Origin of the sequence: Methyloprofundus sp. (assembly GCF_965251085.1) — a bacterium.
GTDB lineage: Bacteria > Pseudomonadota > Gammaproteobacteria > Methylococcales > Methylomonadaceae > Methyloprofundus.
The window spans coordinates 1,223,763-1,242,271 of the sequence record NZ_OZ252594.1 but is presented as its reverse complement, the minus strand read 5'-3'; the positions used below and the strand labels follow the sequence as shown (position 1 = coordinate 1,242,271).

The window sequence follows — 18,509 nt, the reverse complement described above, 5'->3', positions numbered from 1 at the left end:
ATGAATGCTAACAGAGATAATACCCATGACTGAACAACTGCAGCCGGTACGGGTCGCAGTCAATGTGATGCGAGCGCGACTAACAGTAGTCGGCTTCAATCTGGCTATCATCACTTACCAGATCAGCGTGACGCCGAGATTTCCAGGGGCCATTCAACTACCAAATACGGCTATGCCGCTGCATATAGTAACCGATATCACCTTGCTCATCGGCTTGGCATTGTCGGTTATTGCCATGGTCTGTTTCATCACATCAACTAAACTCGACAACGAAGGCATCTGTACGCACTGGTCTTTGCTTTCAGGAGACTTGTTTATGTACCTGGCACTGGCATATAGCGTAGGCGGTTTTTTCAGTCCGATACTGCAGGTACTGGATCAGGCAACATTAGCTATTCCACAGGAAGCATGGGAATTGGCAACAGTCCGTATGGGAGTTGTTATCAGTGGCGGTTCTGCATGGTTTATCGCCACTTATGTTGGTCCATTTGTGTCTTTAATGCGTTCCCCTTTTAGCAAACGAATTACGATCATTCAGGGTGGCCTTTATTTACTGCTGGTGCTGTCGACTGCTTATATTAACACCCAGACAATACGACTTGATGCACTACTTGGTGGCAACACTGTAGGCACTGAGCCCACTATACTAAAAGAACTCTTACAGCCTTTGCGCTGGTGAGTTCTATCTATTTAATGAATTAAATCCTGATCATTACAGAACTATAGTAATAAAAAGATAATGGAGATTATTCTCATGAAGTTACGAAATCTTGTTATAACAACGAAACACTCGGGTATTTCATCCTTTCTGCAGCATAAGGGCGCAACTGATATCCTCCCGGGCTTGAAGGCGGTTTTCCTATCTTTAGTTATCGGATGCATGGGGCTTACATCCACTGCTTACGCTGCTGACCCTTCTGTTCAACAACAACTGGAAGCACTGACACGTCAGCTAGAGCAACAGCAAAAAATGATGCAGCAGCAGAGCCTAATAGAGAAAATGCAACAGCAACTCGACGAACAGAAAACGAGGGTTCATGCCAAAGGTCAGGAAATTGATCAACACATTGCAACAGAAGTGCAAAAAGGTGATACCAAGGCGCAGGAAATCGAACAACGCATTGCAACAGATGTTCAAAAAGGTGATACCAAGGCGCAGGCAATTGATCAACACATTGCAACAGACGAGCAAAAAGTTCATGCCAAAGGGCAAGAACTTGAGACAAAAACTGCAAAAGCCGAAGGAGATGCGCAAGAGGCATTAAAGGAGGTCAAAGCAGTCGCAAAGGCTACGGGAGTTGACCTGTCTAAGGAAATGTTTCGCTACAATGCAAAGGGTACAACCATTAAAGTCCCGGCAGCTGATACAGCATTAACGATTGGTGGATTTATCAGGGCATCATTTATCCATGACTTTAACGCAATCAATAGCCCCTACAAATTCGTCACCAAAAATATTGTAGTCAACGGCCAGCCTAGTGGTGTACCCGACAAGCGAACTACCTTTACCGCCAATACCTCACGCTTATTTTTCAGTACAGCTACGCCTTTGGAAATAGGTCAGCTCACTACTTTCTTTTCTTTTGACCTAGCTGGAAATACAACGTCAACCGGTGCTGAATTTCGCTTCCGACAGGGCTGGGCACAATTAGATGATTTTGTTTTTGGTGGTAACCTGCGTGTTGGTCAGGCGTGGTCCACCTGGGATGATGTAGACGTTTTACCAGAAACTATGGATTTTGAAGGTCCTAATGGTTCACAACAAAACCGTCAGGCTCTGGTCAGATGGTCGCGTGATTATTCTAAAGCATATTTATTTGAAATCGCTCTGGAAAACCCCAGCTACAATATTAGCAATGGCAGCACCAGTAGTGGCTGGCCTGACTCTATCGTTGCTTTTTCCTGGCATCAAGACTGGGGGCATCTCAGATCAGCGTTTATTGGACGCCATATCCGGGGAGATAATAGCAATGGTCATGGAGACAGCACATTTGGCTGGGGTGTGCAGGTATCAGGGGATATTAAGATGCCACTATTTCATAAAAAAGACAATGTTAAATTTCAAGTGGTTTATGGCGCGGCAACAGGTAGCTATAATAACGATGGTTACGATGATGCCATATTTGCAAATAACGGTGACCTGAGGACTATTAATGCCTTTCAGGGCTTTGGCTCTATGCAGCACTGGTGGACAGATAGCATACGCTCCACTGCTGTCTTTGGCTGGGTAGATATGGATAATAATAGCGCTCTGAGTGCTGACGATCTGGATCGTACCTTTTATACCTCGGCTAACGTAGTGTGGAGTCCATTTAAGCAAGTTGATATAGGTCTTGAATACCTTTGGGGGCAGCGTAGAAATGTGAATCACGATATTGGCTCTGCAAATCGAATTCAGGCCACTACTCATTTCTCATTCTAAAGGCATATAGAGGGTTTCCCTAAGAAGAGCAATAGTCAAGAAGAAAACAAAAGCTTTAACCTTCGTGTTCTTCGTGTTCTTCGTGCTCTTCGTGGTTTAATACAAATCCAGCTATGCACTTGCATGACTATATGACAAGGAATCTGCATAGTTAGTCTCAACCTTAAAAATAATGAAATATCTTGTTAAATTACATACTTGCGGGTTATTGTTGGTCTTACTTAATGGCTGCATGACATTCTCCAGTGATAAACTGGCAGATCTCGAACCGATCAAGCCTATCGCCTCCCCGTACATTGAAGTGAGTGTTGGAGATTTCACTGCTCATCTGGATGAAAACAAGTCACTTACGAATAATGAAGCAGGAAGAGTTATTATTGATAAAATGATGGAAAACTGGAAAGATAATAACTATATCCGTGATTTTACTTATTCTAATAACAATCTCGCTGAAAAAGCGCAATATAAGCTTTTCCTGAGAGGTCATCAAGAAGATACATCAAGTTTTGTCATGCAGTTTCTTAGTGCAATAACATTTCTTCTTATTCCCGCGACATCGGAAACATCTTATAATTTGATCTACGAGCTAGAAGAAGTACATTCTGAAAAAAAGTATTTTGCAGAAGTTGCTGATAATATAAGTACCACGACATGGCTATTATTCTTCCCTGCCCTGCCTTTTTCCTCAATGGGTGCAAACAATACATTTCAGCGTATTTCGGAACATATCTATCAGAACTTTGCTAAGCAAGGCGCATTTGTAAATCTTGAAAATCCTACAGATTTGAATGCAATTGATAGGTAAGCGCTCAACGAAGCACGTACTTGCCCTATTCAGGCGTATCTGATTTTTTAATATTCCAGGGCAACAAAGCCTCCACTTTATCAACCGTATCAGCATAAGGTAAAGCAGTGAGAACCTGCTTAAGATATGCATAAGGCTCCAGCCCATTTGCTTTAGCTGTTTCTATCAGGCTGTAATGTATTGCACTGGCACGAGCACCCGCAGGGGTATCAGAAAATAACCAGGCTTTGCGCCCTATCACAAACGGGCGAATCGCATTTTCTGCCAGGATGTTGCTAATATTGAGTTCACCATGGGTGCAATACACATTGAGTTTTTCCCACTGGTTACTCAGGTAAGTCATTGCCTTTCCTGTCAGGCTATCTTTAGGTACTTTATGCTGGTTTTCTTCCAGATAGGCTTTGAGCTGGTTCAATACAGGAATGCTCTTCTCCTGGCGCTGCTGATATTTTTCATCCACTGACAGGTCTTTAATTTCTCGCTCAATGACATACAGTTTATTGATCAGGCTCAGCGCTTTACCTGCTTTTGAGGGTTTGTTATTTTGTCCCTTTTTGCGTTTAGGCTGTGCATTCTGGGCATCTTTAAAATAACGACGCGCATGATCCCAGCACCCCAGCTGGGTGATGCTGTTTTTTTGGCACACGGCATTGTACCCCGCATAGCCATCGGTTTGCAGATAGCCACTAAAGCCGTCAAGCAGGCGCATGGGGACGTCTCCACTACGAGAGGGATCGTATTCAAACAGGATGCTTTTTTCACCCGGTGGCCCGCCAAGCGTCACCCACATATATTTATCTGAGGTCGCTGGCCGCCCCGGTTCTTTTAATACCTGAACCCGCGTTTCATCAGCGAGTATGACTGCCCCTGTGTGTTGATGCTCTCGCATCAGGTTAATCAGGGGCTGAAGTTGTTTAGCCAGTGCGATCATCCAGTTTGCTAATGTCGCTCTGGAGATGTCACCCCCATAACGAGACAAGATGCCTTCTTGCCGATATAAAGGTAAGCCGTCAGCATACTTGGCGATAATAACAAAGCACATTAAACTGATGCTTCCCATTGCTCTGGCAATAGGGTGTCTGGGCATTTGTGCGGCTTTAACCTGGCGTTGTTTTTCGCCTTCAATCTGTTTGATAAAGACCGCTTTTTCCTGCATGTATTCAAGAACACGTACTTTAGCAGGAATAATATCCAGCTCTTCTTTCACTTTAGTAAAGAAAGTATCAATAGCACCTTCTTTTTCTTCATCGGTTAAATAAATAAAAATTTGCTCGCGAGGTAACTTATCTGAGAAGGGTTTGCGTCCCGGCTTTTTCTTGGTGCCAGTAGAACTTGTTTGTTTTTCGTCCTCAGGTGCTTCATCAGCCTCCAGGTCTAGCTCCTCATCGCTATCCGCTTCATTCTCTGCTTCATCAAACAAAGAGGATTGATGAGATTGTTCACTGGATGATCCAAAGCGTTTTATTTTAGATAAGCGTAGTACCTCTTCCAGAATAAGGATGCGTTTTTTCTGTTCGGAAATCACCCCAGACTTAACTTCAATCACACGCGTCAGTTCATCAATAGCCTGTTTTTTTTCAAGCAACAAAGCAACACTCTCCGACAGCAAAGAACCGGCTTTATCTTGTTGTTTTATATTTGAAATATCGGCTAAAATCATGGCTTTATTATAGCATTTATAGTGGCAATAATGAACACAAAAACAGCTAAAAAACAGACTCATATTGAAGTTTTTTATGACCTTTCATCGCGCTAATATCAAAGCCATCCAGCAGCCAGTTTAACGGCTGGCCTGTTAAGGTTAATGTCTCTTCCTCACCCTTAGGCCACTTAAATGTTTCTTCTACCAATGACTTGTAATAAAGGACAAAACCATTATCTTCCCAAAACAGGCATTTAATCTTATTCCGCCGTTTATTCGTAAAGGCATAGAGAGCCCCCTCAAAAGGATTATGCCCTAACTCACATTCAACAATCGCCGATAAGCCCCGATGTGACTTACGAAAATCAATGGGCTGCCGATACAGATACACTTCTGTCAAAGACAGAGAGGGACGCATAACAACCGTCATCGCAACAGCTCAAGCAGTGGTTGAATACACGGCATAGTATCCTGCGTAATACCTTCCAACCGAATACCATCATTAAATTGCAAAGATAATCCTGGGACTGGCGCAGATGAACGATCCCCGTCAACCCGAATACGTGTAAACCCTGTAGGGGAAGTAGTCGGCTTTACAGTCGATTTACGTTTCCAGTAGCCTAACTTTTGCGGACATAAATCATGCTGTCGACAATAAGCTACCTGTGATTGGCCTGATGCCTGCCAGTGCTCTATGTGAATAGGCCAGAAAGTCTTTGCCTGTATTTTTTCTAACGCTGCCATTTAAAATTCCCCGTGGTATTTAACAATGGGGATAGTTTGGCATTAATCTGAGTTGCCGTGAAGTACGCTGACTATTGAGCGCTTACATTGATAGCACTAAAGGCGTAAAGTAAAATCTCTCAGGAATCAGCAGTCACATCCACGATATGGCAACTATTTTCGTAACCGTTAAGTCCCCCTCCATAGCAAGGAGGGGTTAGGGGAGGTTTTATTAGATAATCCCCCCTTTATCAAGAGGGGAAGTGAACGGTTACCTATGTTCAGTTCCCTATCGTATTTATCCCCTTACTCAGCCAGACATCAGCAGCATACTGCATTTTTCTATTATGCAAACAATTATTACTGAACAGGAGTTCAACTAATGAAAATCACCAATAAATCTTTGCTAAAAGACCAGGCTTATGTAGATGGCGCATGGGTTGATGCCGATGATGCCGCTACCTTTGCTGTGTTTAATCCTGCAACGGGAGAAAAGCTCGCTACTCTGCCTGATCTCGGTGCTGCCGAAACTAAGCGAGCAATTGTAGCAGCTGATAAGGCGTGGGATGCGTGGAAATCAAAATCAGGCAAACAACGTGCTGTTATTCTGCGTAAGTTTTTTGACCTGATGATGGTTAATCAGGAAGACCTGGCACAAATTCTCACGGCAGAATGTGGTAAGCCTTTAGCTGAAGCACGCGGTGAAATTGCCTACGGTGCTTCCTTTATAGAATGGTTTGCAGAAGAAGCGAAACGTGCCTATGGCGACTTGATACCTGCTACGATAAATGACCGTCGCATTGTGGTGATCAAACAGGCAATCGGTGTTTGTGCGGCAATCACACCATGGAACTTTCCTAATGCGATGATCACGCGCAAGATTGGGCCTGCGCTGGCTGCTGGTTGCCCGATAATCTTAAAACCAGCGGAAGCAACGCCATTGTCAGCACTTGCTATTGCTGAGCTTGCGGACCAGGCAGGTATCCCGGCAGGAGTTCTCTCGGTCGTGACCTCATCTGATGGCGCAAAGATTGGTGCCGAAATGACAGCTAACTCCATTATCAGAAAGATTAGTTTTACGGGATCTACTGCTGTAGGAAAAATTTTAATGCGCCAAAGTGCTGATACTGTCAAGAAATTGTCATTGGAGTTAGGTGGTAACGCTCCCTTTATTGTTTTTGATGATGCTGACCTTGATGCTGCTGTTGCTGGAGCAATGGCCAGTAAATACAGAAATTCAGGTCAGACTTGTGTGTGCGTAAACCGTTTCCTCGTACAGGAGGGTATTTACGATGCATTTATTGATAAATTAACTGCTGCGGTAAAAGGGCTTAAGGTGGGTAATGGTGCTGATGAAGGGGTTACCCAGGGGCCCCTTATTAACGAGGCGGGTATGGAAAAAGTGGCTGCTCATGTAGCAGATGCATTAGATAAAGGGGGGAGAGTCGTCATAGGCGGTAAACCTCATGCACTGGGTCGCTCTTTTTATGAACCCACCATCATTGCCGATGTAACACCCGAGATGAAGGTGGCAAAGGAAGAAACCTTTGGTCCACTTGCTCCTGTGTTTCGCTTTAAAACCGAGCAAGAAGCTATCGCCATGGCCAATGACACAGAATTCGGCCTGGCATCTTACTTCTATACCCGCGATGCTGGACGTGTCTGGCGTGTGGGTGAAGCACTGGAATATGGTATTGTCGGTATTAATGAGGGTATTATCTCGACCGAGGTCGCGCCTTTTGGCGGCGTAAAAGAGTCTGGTCTTGGTCGTGAAGGTTCTCACTATGGGCTGGATGATTACATGGAAATTAAATATATGTGTATGGGCGGCATTTAAGCTGCCAAAGATAATGAAGATGGGGCATTCAATAGACTGGTAGGGCGTGGCTTCAGCCCACCTTTAAATAAGGTCTGGCATTGGCGGGCTAAAGCCACGCCCTACAGTTTTCAATATGTCCCATGTTATAACGATAGCCGATAAAGATAAATAATATGACTAAAAATGCTGATTTATTAACCCGCCGGCAAGCAGCCGTTGCTCCCGGTGTTGCATCTGCAACCACTGTCTTTGCTTCTAAAGCATTGAACGCTGAAGTCTGGGATGCGGACGGTAAACGCTATCTCGATTTTGCGATGGGTATTGCTGTTTGTAATACAGGTCACTGTCATCCAAAGGTGATAGCAGCGGCGAAAGCTCAATGTGACAACTTTACCCATACTGCTTTTCAAGTAGTTCCCTATGAACCCTATGTTGCGCTGTGTGAAAAATTAAATGCAATCGCGCCGATTAAAGATGCAAAGTCTGTGCTTTTTACTACCGGGTCTGAGGCGGTAGAAAATGCAGTCAAACTTGCTCGGGTACACACAGGCCGTCAAGGCCTTATCGCTTTTCGCGGTGCCTTTCATGGTCGCACGGCACTTACCAGCACACTAACGGGAAAAATCGTTCCTTATCGCGCAGGTGGTGGTGTTGGCGTTGCTAATGTATTCCACGCACCTTTCCCTATTGAGCATCATGGTATCTCTGTGGATGATGCTATGGCTGGCCTGGCTACGATATTTAAAACAGAAATAGAAGCTCACAATGTAGCAGCTATTATTGTGGAACCAGTACAAGGCGAAGGTGGCTTCTATCAGGCACCCAATGACTTTATGCAAAAATTGCGGGCCCTATGTGATGATCATGGCATTATGCTAATTTGTGATGAAATACAAACTGGCTTTGGCCGTACCGGTAAGCTATTTGCATCTGAACATAGTGGCATTGAACCTGATCTGATAACGGTTGCTAAAGCGATGGGCGGTGGTTTTCCTGTGTCGGGTGTCATCGGCAAAGCAACTATAATGGATAGCACTAAGCCTGGAGGATTGGGCGGGACTTATGGGGGTAACCCTGTTGCCTGTGCAGCAGCGCTCGCAACGATTGCTGCGATTGAAGATGAAGGTCTAGTCGAGCGTAGTGTAGTTCTTGGTAACCGTCTTGTAGAACGTTTAAATGAGATCAAAGCCCGTGATGATGTGCCTGCCATTGGTAATGTGCGCGGTGTAGGTTCCATGGTCGCATTTGAGCTGGTTAAAGAGCGCGGAGGTAATGAGCCTAACCCGGACCTTATTGGTAAATTAACCGCCAAGGCAGCCGAGAAAGGCTTGATTCTGCTTGCCTGCGGTTATTTCGCAAATACGATACGTTTACTTGTCCCCTTGACAATTCCTGACAAACATCTTGAAGAAGGGCTGGATATTATAGAAGCTGCTTTGATTGAGGTGCTTAAATCCTAAATTGCAAAAAAAAGGATCACCATGAAGAACATGAAGCTCATAAAGGAAAGAAAACAAAAGCTTTACCCTTCGTGTTCTTCGTGTTCTTCGTGGTTTAATCTATCCAAGTGTCATGCATTGATTAAAAATTTCTTGTTTGTTTCAGCGTGAGAATGCAGTTTATGACACTCTTCGTCATGGAATACCGAACGTTCCGGTATGAATTCCCACGGAAACCGTCACTGTGATTAAGTTAAGGAATACATGAAAGAGCAGCTCTGCTGTATGTTTCGGTAAGCAGAGCTTACCCTGCATGCATTCCCAAATAGAATTTGGGAACGAGAAGTATCTTAACTTAATGCCAGTGGGAGACCGTGAAAAATAGATCAATAATCCATTTAACCTCCTGTAGGAGCGGCCTTTAGCCGCGATTCAGTGAGTGGAGACTCAGAATGAATAACAATACACACTTAAATAACAATCTACGGGTCTGTGTTATCGGCGGTGGCAATGCTGCTCATGCATTGGCGGCACTACTGCCCTCTCGCGGTATAGCCACAAATGTATTGGCCTCTCACGGTGACGAAGCTGAGCGCATGGCCAAAGGTGTAGCCGAACAGGGCCATATCGTGGCTGAATTTGCCGAGCACAATAATCCTTCTGGTACTGTCATTGGAACACCCGACAGAATTTCTGCCCATGCAGCAGATGTGGTTCCTGGTAGTGATATTTTAATTCTGCCACTGCCCTCTTTTGCCTATGCTAGTGTACTTAAAGAGCTCAAACCTTATTTACGTAAAGGCATGTACATTGGCGTAACCCCAGGGCAAGGTGGTTTCGACTGGGTAGCTCGCGAGGTTCTCGGCGATATGGTGGATAATTTAGTGCTATTTGCTATTTTGCCTATGCCCTTTAACTGTCGTATCACTGATTACGGTAAACGCGTAGAAGTACAGGAACTTAAATCGCGTTATCGCGTAGGCGTACTGCCTGCCAGCGCCACCGACAAGGTCATCGCTTTAAATGAGAGACTGTTTGGTGCCACCGAAAGCTGTGGTCATTTTCTTAGTTCTACTCTGTACCCGGTTAACGCCATTATTCACCCTGCTCGCCTGTACACCTTATGTAAAGATTGGCAGCCTGGTGATATCCTGCCCGAAAACCCACTCTTTTACGAACAGATGACTCATGCAGCTGGCGAACTTATGGACGCGCTTAATCAAGAATTGTTGACTATAGCTGATGCGCTAACATCACAAGGCATGGAAGATATTCATGTGCCCCATATCTATGACTTCCTGACACGCTATGCCTACGCTGATAGCTCACCCAATTTGACTACATTTTTCCGCACTAACCCTGGTTACCGAGGCTTTCGTTGTCCATTTAAAGAAATTCCAGATAGTAACGGCTGGGAACCTGACTTCTCGAACCGTTATTTCACCGAAGATATTCCCTTAGGCTTATGCATTTATAAAGGGGTAGCTGATATAGTCAGTGTCAACACCCCCGTTATCGACACTGTGATTGGCTGGGCGCAAGGACATATGGGTAAAGAATATATCCTGAATGGTACGCTCTCGGGTCGCCATGTATCAGAAACAAACGCCCCTCAGCGCTTTGGAATACACACCATAGAGCAACTTAATCGCTAAGAGTTCCTTCTGTACATAGCTGCTGTAGAGCAGACTTTAGTCCGCTACGGGGGCGAGTGTGCGGACTAAAGTCCGCTCTACTCGACCATCAAGGCAAATTGTCCTGACTATGCTCCGGCTGTTTTTTTGTTTTTCTTTTCTTCGTGGTGATTATTTTTTGTCATGTGTAATAAATACGTATTGAATATATACATTGTATTTATTTGCCATATTTGTTAATAATATGCGTGTTGTATTTAAACTCCAGGCAGAGCATGAACAATAACTATTTACCAGAAAATGACCGACAATTTGTAACAAATTCACTCGAAGCGGCAGTTCGAATTGGCCTTGTCGCCATACTGGCTTTCTGGTGCTTCGATATTGTTAAACCTTTTATTACTGCAATTATATGGGGAGTTATCATTGCTGTTGCCATATACCCGCTTTACCAGCGTTTGCTGACTGTTCTGGGTGGGCGTCATGGCCTTGCATCTGGCCTTTGCACCGTTGTCTTTCTAATCATACTTATACTCCCCACCATACTACTGGCCAGCACCCTGATCGAAAGTATTGAATTTTTAATACAGGGGCTTAGTAATAATACTTTACAAGTCCCTCCTCCACCGGAAAATATTAGCTCCTGGCCCTTTATCGGAGCACCTCTCGCAAAGTTCTGGGAGCTTGCTTCAGATAACCTCGGAGCGGCATTGAGCCAGATTGCACCCCATCTCACAATTATCGGTAACTGGTTGTTATTGAACGCAAAGGGAACAGGATTAGGCATTCTACAGTTTATGGTGGCAATAATTATTTCTGGTTTCCTACTGGCGAAATCAAAAAGCGGACAACAATTTACCCTACTTATAGTGACACGCTTTGCTGGTGAACGGAGACGGGGAGAAAAAATAATGGACCTCACATATGCAACTGTGCATAGTGTTGCCTTAGGTATACTAGGTGTTGCCATTATTCAATCAATTCTTGCCGGATTAGGTTTTATTGTCGCCGGTGTACCGGCTGCTGGATTATGGGCACTGCTTTGCCTGATTCTTGCTGTGTTGCAGATTGGCATTGCGTTAGTCACTACTCCAATTGTTATTTATATGTTATACAGCGCTGATACTGTCACCGCAGTTGCATTATTAATTTGGTGCGTTCCTGTCACCTTTATAGATACCATTCTTAAGCCCATACTTTTAAGTCGAGGCGTTAACACGCCTATGGTTGTTATCTTTTTAGGCGCGATAGGTGGGTTCATTGAATCTGGCATAGTCGGCTTGTTTATTGGTGCGGTCATTTTTTCACTGGGATACGCGTTGTTTATGAGCTGGGTCAAAGAAGAATGGCGGGATGACAAAATGTAGAATGATGTTTGATAGTCTATCCGCAAGAGGATCTGTGGAAGCAGTCTTTAGGTGCAGTTACTGGCAAGCTATTCGTGGCTAAAGACCGCAGCTACTGATACTGTAGTGGTCTAATAGCACAGGACAGTTTAGTAAGAGATAATTAACTATCAATTATTAAGGTGTCAGAATGGGACAGAAACGAACGTACAAACAATATTCTAAAGAATATAAAGAAGAAGCGGTAGCCCTGGTTAGGGAACGTAGATTTATGCTGTTCGCTTCAAAACCAACCTGGAACGTCGGTACAAAATGAAGGGGCGGAGAAGTTTCACCTTTTCTGATATTCGATACATCATTGCCGAAGCTGCTTTGGGTTCTGATTTTGATAGGGTTTTTCCTAAATATACCAGCTTCCCAGTTAATTTTATGGTAACCTTTTTATTACTTATTATGGCTTGATGAATTCCTAGGAAACTTCAGTTGTTTTAATACCAATCGTTAAAATGCGAACAAACCTAACATTGTCAGTTGGATTGATTCTGCACCAATACATTTTAGTGATTTGTTATTTTCAGTATTTTCCAATTAACAAATGAGTCTGAACAGAGCCTTTAGTCCACCCCTAAAAGCAGGCTTTTTTCTGTTCATTTATTTGTTTAAATAATCGCTTTTTAGCGAAGAATGGGGGTTCATGATCATAGGAATATGCATTTACGACGCGAATAGTTAACTGCTCCTTTAAAGGCTGATCTCAGAAGCCAATATATTACTTGTTTTTATGATCACTTACGTGTTCCGCCCTTCAACTCCAACATCCTGTCACTGATTTGATGTTTTACCCTCATCCATGTCACCATGAAATCACTGGCACCAAATTTTACGATTACTATGGCTTCATCCGAAAACCCTCGGTTCATAACGTCTACATTACTGTAACGCTTAGAGCTTAAGGAGTCGCAGTTACTCCGACTCAAACCCGACGGCTCTTCACTGGGTAAGATAGTCAACTTTATCTCGGTCTTCCTACCTTCAATACAGCAACAAGTTACGGTGAGAATATTGGGCTTCGGTGGTCGAGGGCACCTTACCCTTTTGTTGCCGCCTTACGAAGGTTCACTTTCGTTTAGGTGACCGATTTGGCTAGAGCTTCCTTCAGATTCCGCATTGGCTTCCAATAACCGCGCTTCCCTGTTGGGTAGCTACTGGGAGTTTCTTTGGACACCCTTGCTTTCGCCTACTTTTTCCCTTCTCACAGGGCAAAGGCTGGACTTCCACCAGCTAGCTGACTATCATGCCAGTCACACCTCATACTCAATTAAACATTGATGGCTCTAATAAGGGCAATGATATTAATGTGCAAATATGGCAATTAATTAAATCTGTCTGTCATCTACCTTTGCTGGATGTGTGGCAGGCTCCCATCATGGATCTGCTTTTTAAAAAAGGCTGGATGGAAATGAAGCATGGCTACGCGATTGATAATGTCAGTATTAATTTACCTGAAGCAGAGTTTGAGGAAGTTATTAGTCAAATGATTGTGGCAGGTAATTTATATCTTGATATAGAGACTTCAGGATGATTTATGAAATAGATTTTTAAGCAATTAATTTTGGTTACATTAACACAAACACGGGAAAACCAACTCCCGTGTGGCGTTGGTTTTCCCTTTTAACGGAGAAAAACAATGGCTTTAATGTTTCAACGTATTGCACGTAATTATGCAAAAAATGGGTATTACCCAACGGATGCAATAACAACTGAGCGAATTTTAAATGCGCTCAGTCCCTGCGCAAAAGGTCATATGAGAATTATTGACCCTTGTGCAGGGGAAGCATCTGCTTTAGCTGAATGTGAGCATCACCTCGGTAAAGATAGTGTTGAATCGTTTGCTATTGAATATGATCGTGATCGAGCAGAACAGGCTAAGAAGCTGGTTGATCGGTGTATACAGGGTGATTTTCAGGATACCATCATCACACCGCGCAGTTTCGGTTTATTGTGGTTGAATCCTCCTTACGGTGACTTGGTAACAGATAAGGCGCAAACAGGCACCCAATTTGTGACTAAAGGCCGCAAGCGTTTGGAGAAGATGTTTTACCAGCATTCTGCCAGGTTGTTACAGGCTGGTGGTGTATTAGTTTTAATTATTCCCCATTATTCTCTGGATGATGAGTTTAGAAAATGGCTGGCTGCGGGTTTTGAACAGGTTCAGATTTATTTAGCACCTGAGCAACAGTTTCAACAAGCGGTTGTTTTCGGTATTAAAAAAAGAAGAGCTGTTAAAGATAAAAAAAGCAGTCTTGTTTTAGCTAAACTGGAGCAATTTTGTAATCTGGATGATAAACCCGTTCTGCCTGAAACGTGGAATGATGATTGTTATGTTGTCCCTGCTGGCGTAGATCAGGAAATTCAGTTTAACATCATTAATATTGATGAGATTCAGTTAACTGAGCAAATTAATCAATACCCCTGTCTGTGGGATCAGTTTGCTTTGAATTTACAATCGTGTTCTGGTCAAAAACGCAGACCATTGATGAAATTATCAGATTGGCATTTAGCCTTAGCGTTGGCAGCTGGAGAAGTTTCTGGCGTTGTACACTCCAATGATGGTCGCAAAACCTATGTCATAAAAGGTGATACATTTAAAGATAAAAAGCACAGTGTAAAAGTTGAAGAGAAAGCTAACGGTGAGTTTTCAGAAATAAGGACATCAATTGATGTTTTTGTTCCAGTGATTAAAGCACTGGATTTCACTCCTGACAGCCCTACTTTCGGACACGTATTAACCATTAAGTAACACAGCAACCCCGATATTTTGTCTATTGGGGTTTTTTATTAACACGCTCCGTTACTGATGATGATTAACCATTTGATATTTCATAGATACCTTCGCTATTCTGGTTCAACCAAAGTGGCTAAAATTGCTAAAACTTCATCAACAATTTCAGCCGGCGCAGTTTCGATTTTAGTTGCCTTACGAGCTACCAAGTCAACCATTCGTATGCCACTGATTAATACGACACCTTGCGTGTCCGTACCTAAACCCATTAATGTCACTGTAAAGCCCGCTACTCTGGCATAGTTACCACCTTGTGTAATGGGTGCAATAAGAGTGATACCAAGACGGTTAAATGCTTTAGGAGATAGGACTAGACAAGGACGGAAATCGCCCGTAATTTCCTTCCCAGCCGTTGGGTTTAAACACACTCTAACAATATCCCCTCTATCAAATATTGCTTTCCTTACCATTTCTCATTCCCTACATCGGGTGTATTGTCCCAATCAATCAATTCTTGAGGCATTGGGACTGATTCATCACATTTCTCTAGCAGCTGTGTAAGCGTGTACTTAGTTTTTTTTTGAGTAGGTACAATAACCATCCGCCCATTATCATCTTGAATATCAAGTTGATCGCCAATATGTAAACTATATTTCTTTAAAATATTAACAGGAATAATCATTCCTGTTGAATTTCCTATTTTTCTGACTAAGGTTTGCATAAAAAACACCCGTGATAACAAAGTTATCACTATTGTACTCTTTTAATTTATTGTGTCGGGGTTATTTTAAAAATATTGGATTAACTAACTGATATGTTGTATAAATAAATTGTATTAAAGTTGTGGTTGCTTTCTCAGTCACACCCTTTACTCGTTGCGAGTCTGCAATATCTATCCAACGAGCTGTTTCTGTGGAAACAGTGCGGACGTTTTTATTTTTTTAACCCAACCTGGGAACCATTCCCTGTGGGTTAATGTGTTTCTCTGGTTTTTATAAAGTGGAGAAACATGATGCAATTAAGTTCACGTTTTGCACGGTGCAATATTACTCGTGCTAATCATCCTCTGGAGGATGATCAATTAAGATCGGTTGTGCCATCAATTTATGCGGATATGGCGCATAGTTCACGATCAGATAAATATCTACACATTCCTACTATCGTTGTTCTGGATGCCCTTAGAAAAGAAGCTTTCGAACCCTTTATGGCATGTCAGGCCCGTGTTCGCGATGATTCTAAAATCGACTTTGCAAAACATATGTTGCGCTTACGGCATGTCTCTCAAATTGATTCTAGCAATGAAAATGGCGTTAATGAGATTATTTTGCTGAACTCTCATGATGGTTCATCTTCTTATCAGATGTTGGCAGGTTGTTTCAGATTTGTTTGCCAAAATGGAATGGTTTGCGGTGATACCTTTCAGGATATCAGGGTCCGGCATATTGGTCATGATGTGGTTGATAATGTCATCGAGGGCGCATATGAAGTTCTGAATAACTTTGATCGTGTTTCTGCATCAAGAGAGGAAATGGCAGCCATTACGCTTTCGGAAGAAGAGCAAATGGCTTTTGCAAAAGCCAGTTTACCTTTACGCTTTTCGGATTCTGATGATAAACCTACCGAGCAAGCTGTGTTGAACCCTCGACGTACTGCCGATAATAAAAAGGATCTGTGGACCACATTTAATATTGTTCAGTTATGTGGAGCTCTACATAACTGAACGAAATCGACACTAACATGATCGAGAAAATCATTCAGGCAAAACTCAAAGTCGCTGGAAAAACTCGTGTAAATCGTACTACTGAATTAGTCCCGTCTGTTCTTAACAAGGCACATAAGAGATGGGACTGGATTGACAGTGTACCGCATATACGAAGATTTAAGGAAGATAATCACAGGCTACGCTGGTTAACGCGGGAAGAAGCATCACGGTTATTAAATGAATTACCAGAGCATACCAAAGCTATGGCAATTTTTACACTTGCTACCGGGCTTAGTGAATCTAATGTTACTGGTCTCGAATGGTCACAAATTGATATGCAAAATAAAATTGCATGGATTCATGCTGATCAATCTAAAAGTGGTAAAGTTATTAGAATACCTTTAAACCAGGATGCAGTTGATGTACTTATTAATCAACTAGGGAAACACCACACAAGGGTATTTACCTTTCGTGGTAACCCAGTTGCTAAAGTTAGTACTAAATGGCGGAGAAAAGCTTTAGAACGTGCAGGTATTGAAAATTTTACCTGGCATGGATTAAGGCATACTTGGGCAAGCTGGCATGTCAGAACGGGACACCCTTAAACGTACTTCAAGAACTAGGAGGCTGGAGTAGTTATGAAATGGTGCAACGCTATGCACATTTAGCACCAGGTCATCTCAGTAGCTACGCGAACAATCTTAACGGAATCGTTGCAAAATCGGTTGCACCCGATAATGTAACAAGACTAAAAACTCGCTAAGCTATTGAAAAGATGGTGGCGATAGTGGGGATCGAACCTACGACCTCAGGGTTATGAATCCTGCGCTCTAACCGGACTGAGCTATATCGCCTTATCTAGATGAATTACCTGAAAAGTAACCCTAATAAAGAGCTGAAATTATATCCGCTCTTTAGTTACTCGTCAATTACAAATTATACGTTAAAACGAAAATGCACTACATCTCCATCCTGAACTATGTAATCCTTGCCTTCTAAGCGCCATTTGCCCGCATCTTTTGCACCTTGCTCGCCTTTGTATTGCACATAATCATCGTAAGAGATAATTTCTGCGCGTATAAAGCCTTTCTCAAAGTCGGTATGAATAACCCCTGCTGCTTGTGGTGCTGATGCGCCAACCGGAATGGTCCAGGCCCTTACTTCCATGACACCGGCAGTAAAGTAGGTGGATAAATCCAGTAATGTATAAGCTGCACGTATGACCCGATTTAAGCCTGGTTCTTCCAGCCCTAGATCATCCATGAATTCCTGCTTTTCATCTTCCTCTAGCTGGATTATGTCAGCTTCAATTGCAGCACAAACAGGCACAACCACTGAGCCTTCTTTATCGGCATAGGCTTGCACAGAGTCCAGTAAAGGATTATTTTCAAAACCATCATCTTGTACATTGGCAATGTACATTGTCGGTTTTATCGTCAGTAAAAACAGCTCTTTAATGATGATTAATTCTTCTTTTGTTAAATCCAGTTCACGCACCTGACCACCGTCATCCAGATGTTTTATTAACTTCTCGTATAGTACCTTTCGGGCAAGTTCTTCTTTATTTCCGGTTCTAGCCGCTTTGGTTGATTTTACCAGGGCTTTTTCGATACTGGCCATATCAGCCAAGGCCAGTTCGGTATTGATAACTTCTATATCGCCAATGGGATCGATTTTTCCTGCAACATGCACGACATTTTCATCTTCAAAACAACGCACCACATGCACTATCGCATCTGTCTCGCGAATATTACCCAGGAATTTATTACCTAAGCCTTCACCTTGCGACGCACCTGCGACCAACCCTGCGATATCAACAAACTCTATGGTGGTGGGTAATACACGTTCAGGGCTTACTATTTCAGCCAATGCATCCATACGTTCATCAGGCACAGGGACGACGCCTACGTTTGGATCTATCGTACAAAACGGGTAATTTTCAGCTGCTATTTCTGCGTTGGTAAGTGCATTGAATAAGGTCGATTTACCAACATTGGGTAAACCCACAATTCCACAATAAAGTGCCATATTTTCTCTTGATGAATAAAGTTAAGGTTTGCTCAATGGTTTTTAGACCATTGAGTGAATATCTATATATTATATACTTCGCGCGGCCATGGTTGCGGATTTTATAGAGAGTCGGTTTTTGCCGAGAGCAAGAGGCTGAAACTGACGCATAGCTGGTTACGCAATAG

General features: G+C 43.0%; 17 protein-coding genes and 1 tRNA gene. 11 read left to right on the top strand and 7 right to left on the bottom strand.

Annotation, left to right across the window (positions count from 1 at the left end; all coding sequences use genetic code 11):
* Nucleotides 1-25: 25 nt before the first annotated feature.
* The 3 genes from ACQY3F_RS05705 to ACQY3F_RS05695 all read left to right on the top strand — a co-directional run bounded on the left by ACQY3F_RS05705 (nt 26) and on the right by ACQY3F_RS05695 (nt 3,227).
* Nucleotides 26-679: a hypothetical protein gene (locus ACQY3F_RS05705; protein ID WP_428353956.1), complete on the top strand. Its 654-nt coding sequence runs from the start codon at nt 26-28 to the stop codon at nt 677-679.
* 75 nt (nt 680-754) lie between these two features.
* A complete protein-coding gene (locus tag ACQY3F_RS05700; RefSeq protein ID WP_428353955.1) occupies nt 755-2,422 on the top strand; it encodes a DcaP family trimeric outer membrane transporter in 1,668 nt (555 codons plus the stop codon).
* A gap of 232 nt (nt 2,423-2,654) precedes the next feature.
* A complete protein-coding gene (locus ACQY3F_RS05695; RefSeq protein ID WP_428353954.1) occupies nt 2,655-3,227 on the top strand; it encodes a hypothetical protein in 573 nt (190 codons plus the stop codon).
* Between the two features lie 25 nt (nt 3,228-3,252).
* On the opposite strand, the gene tnpC is transcribed toward ACQY3F_RS05695, so the two are convergent.
* Genes tnpC through tnpA form a run of 3 tightly spaced genes read right to left on the bottom strand, consistent with a single transcriptional unit; the run spans nt 3,253 to nt 5,613 of the window.
* Complete coding sequence (gene tnpC / locus ACQY3F_RS05690; protein WP_428352934.1) at nt 3,253-4,887, bottom strand: IS66 family transposase; 1,635 nt, start codon at nt 4,885-4,887, stop codon at nt 3,253-3,255.
* Between the two features lie 46 nt (nt 4,888-4,933).
* A complete protein-coding gene (gene tnpB, locus ACQY3F_RS05685; protein ID WP_428353150.1) occupies nt 4,934-5,299 on the bottom strand; it encodes an IS66 family insertion sequence element accessory protein TnpB in 366 nt (121 codons plus the stop codon).
* Nucleotides 5,296-5,613 carry an IS66 family insertion sequence element accessory protein TnpA gene (gene tnpA / locus ACQY3F_RS05680; protein WP_428352923.1) on the bottom strand — a complete coding sequence of 106 codons (318 nt, stop codon included), beginning with the start codon at nt 5,611-5,613 and terminating at the stop codon, nt 5,296-5,298. Before tnpA ends, tnpB begins: the two co-directional genes overlap by 4 nt.
* Nucleotides 5,614-5,974: 361 nt before the next feature.
* Between tnpA and ACQY3F_RS05675 the strand changes: the two genes are divergently transcribed.
* The 6 genes from ACQY3F_RS05675 to ACQY3F_RS05650 all read left to right on the top strand — a co-directional run bounded on the left by ACQY3F_RS05675 (nt 5,975) and on the right by ACQY3F_RS05650 (nt 14,630).
* Nucleotides 5,975-7,429, top strand: coding sequence for an NAD-dependent succinate-semialdehyde dehydrogenase (locus ACQY3F_RS05675; protein ID WP_428353953.1), 1,455 nt, complete (start codon nt 5,975-5,977; stop codon nt 7,427-7,429).
* A gap of 155 nt (nt 7,430-7,584) precedes the next feature.
* Nucleotides 7,585-8,871, top strand: a complete 1,287-nt coding sequence (gene gabT / locus ACQY3F_RS05670; RefSeq protein WP_428353952.1) for a 4-aminobutyrate--2-oxoglutarate transaminase — start codon at nt 7,585-7,587, stop codon at nt 8,869-8,871.
* Nucleotides 8,872-9,302: 431 nt separating this feature from the next.
* The gene (locus ACQY3F_RS05665) at nt 9,303-10,505 is read left to right on the top strand and encodes an NAD/NADP octopine/nopaline dehydrogenase family protein (RefSeq protein ID WP_428353951.1); all 1,203 of its coding nucleotides are present in this window, start codon (nt 9,303-9,305) and stop codon (nt 10,503-10,505) included.
* A gap of 254 nt (nt 10,506-10,759) precedes the next feature.
* The gene (locus tag ACQY3F_RS05660; protein WP_428353950.1) at nt 10,760-11,851 is read left to right on the top strand and encodes an AI-2E family transporter; all 1,092 of its coding nucleotides are present in this window, start codon (nt 10,760-10,762) and stop codon (nt 11,849-11,851) included.
* Nucleotides 11,852-13,124: 1,273 nt separating this feature from the next.
* Nucleotides 13,125-13,412: a hypothetical protein gene (locus ACQY3F_RS05655; protein ID WP_428353949.1), complete on the top strand. Its 288-nt coding sequence runs from the start codon at nt 13,125-13,127 to the stop codon at nt 13,410-13,412.
* A 105-nt stretch (nt 13,413-13,517) separates the two neighbouring features.
* Complete coding sequence (locus ACQY3F_RS05650; RefSeq protein ID WP_428353948.1) at nt 13,518-14,630, top strand: DUF6094 domain-containing protein; 1,113 nt, start codon at nt 13,518-13,520, stop codon at nt 14,628-14,630.
* Nucleotides 14,631-14,725: 95 nt separating this feature from the next.
* Here ACQY3F_RS05650 and ACQY3F_RS05645 read toward each other — a convergent pair whose 3' ends face one another.
* Nucleotides 14,726-15,082: a type II toxin-antitoxin system ChpB family toxin gene (locus ACQY3F_RS05645; protein ID WP_428353947.1), complete on the bottom strand. Its 357-nt coding sequence runs from the start codon at nt 15,080-15,082 to the stop codon at nt 14,726-14,728.
* Nucleotides 15,076-15,333 (bottom strand): AbrB/MazE/SpoVT family DNA-binding domain-containing protein, encoded by a 258-nt coding sequence (locus ACQY3F_RS05640; protein ID WP_428353946.1) that lies wholly within the window; start codon nt 15,331-15,333, stop codon nt 15,076-15,078. Before ACQY3F_RS05640 ends, ACQY3F_RS05645 begins: the two co-directional genes overlap by 7 nt.
* A gap of 288 nt (nt 15,334-15,621) precedes the next feature.
* Between ACQY3F_RS05640 and ACQY3F_RS05635 the strand changes: the two genes are divergently transcribed.
* Nucleotides 15,622-16,332 (top strand): DUF932 domain-containing protein, encoded by a 711-nt coding sequence (locus tag ACQY3F_RS05635; RefSeq protein ID WP_428353945.1) that lies wholly within the window; start codon nt 15,622-15,624, stop codon nt 16,330-16,332.
* Between the two features lie 17 nt (nt 16,333-16,349).
* A complete protein-coding gene (locus tag ACQY3F_RS05630) occupies nt 16,350-16,919 on the top strand; it encodes a site-specific integrase (RefSeq protein ID WP_428353944.1) in 570 nt (189 codons plus the stop codon).
* Nucleotides 16,920-17,090: 171 nt separating this feature from the next.
* Here ACQY3F_RS05630 and ACQY3F_RS05625 read toward each other — a convergent pair.
* Both ACQY3F_RS05625 and ychF read right to left on the bottom strand, forming a co-directional pair.
* Nucleotides 17,091-17,168, bottom strand: a tRNA-Met gene (locus tag ACQY3F_RS05625).
* A gap of 82 nt (nt 17,169-17,250) precedes the next feature.
* Nucleotides 17,251-18,342, bottom strand: a complete 1,092-nt coding sequence (gene ychF / locus ACQY3F_RS05620) for a redox-regulated ATPase YchF (RefSeq protein ID WP_428353943.1) — start codon at nt 18,340-18,342, stop codon at nt 17,251-17,253.
* Nucleotides 18,343-18,509: the final 167 nt, after the last annotated feature.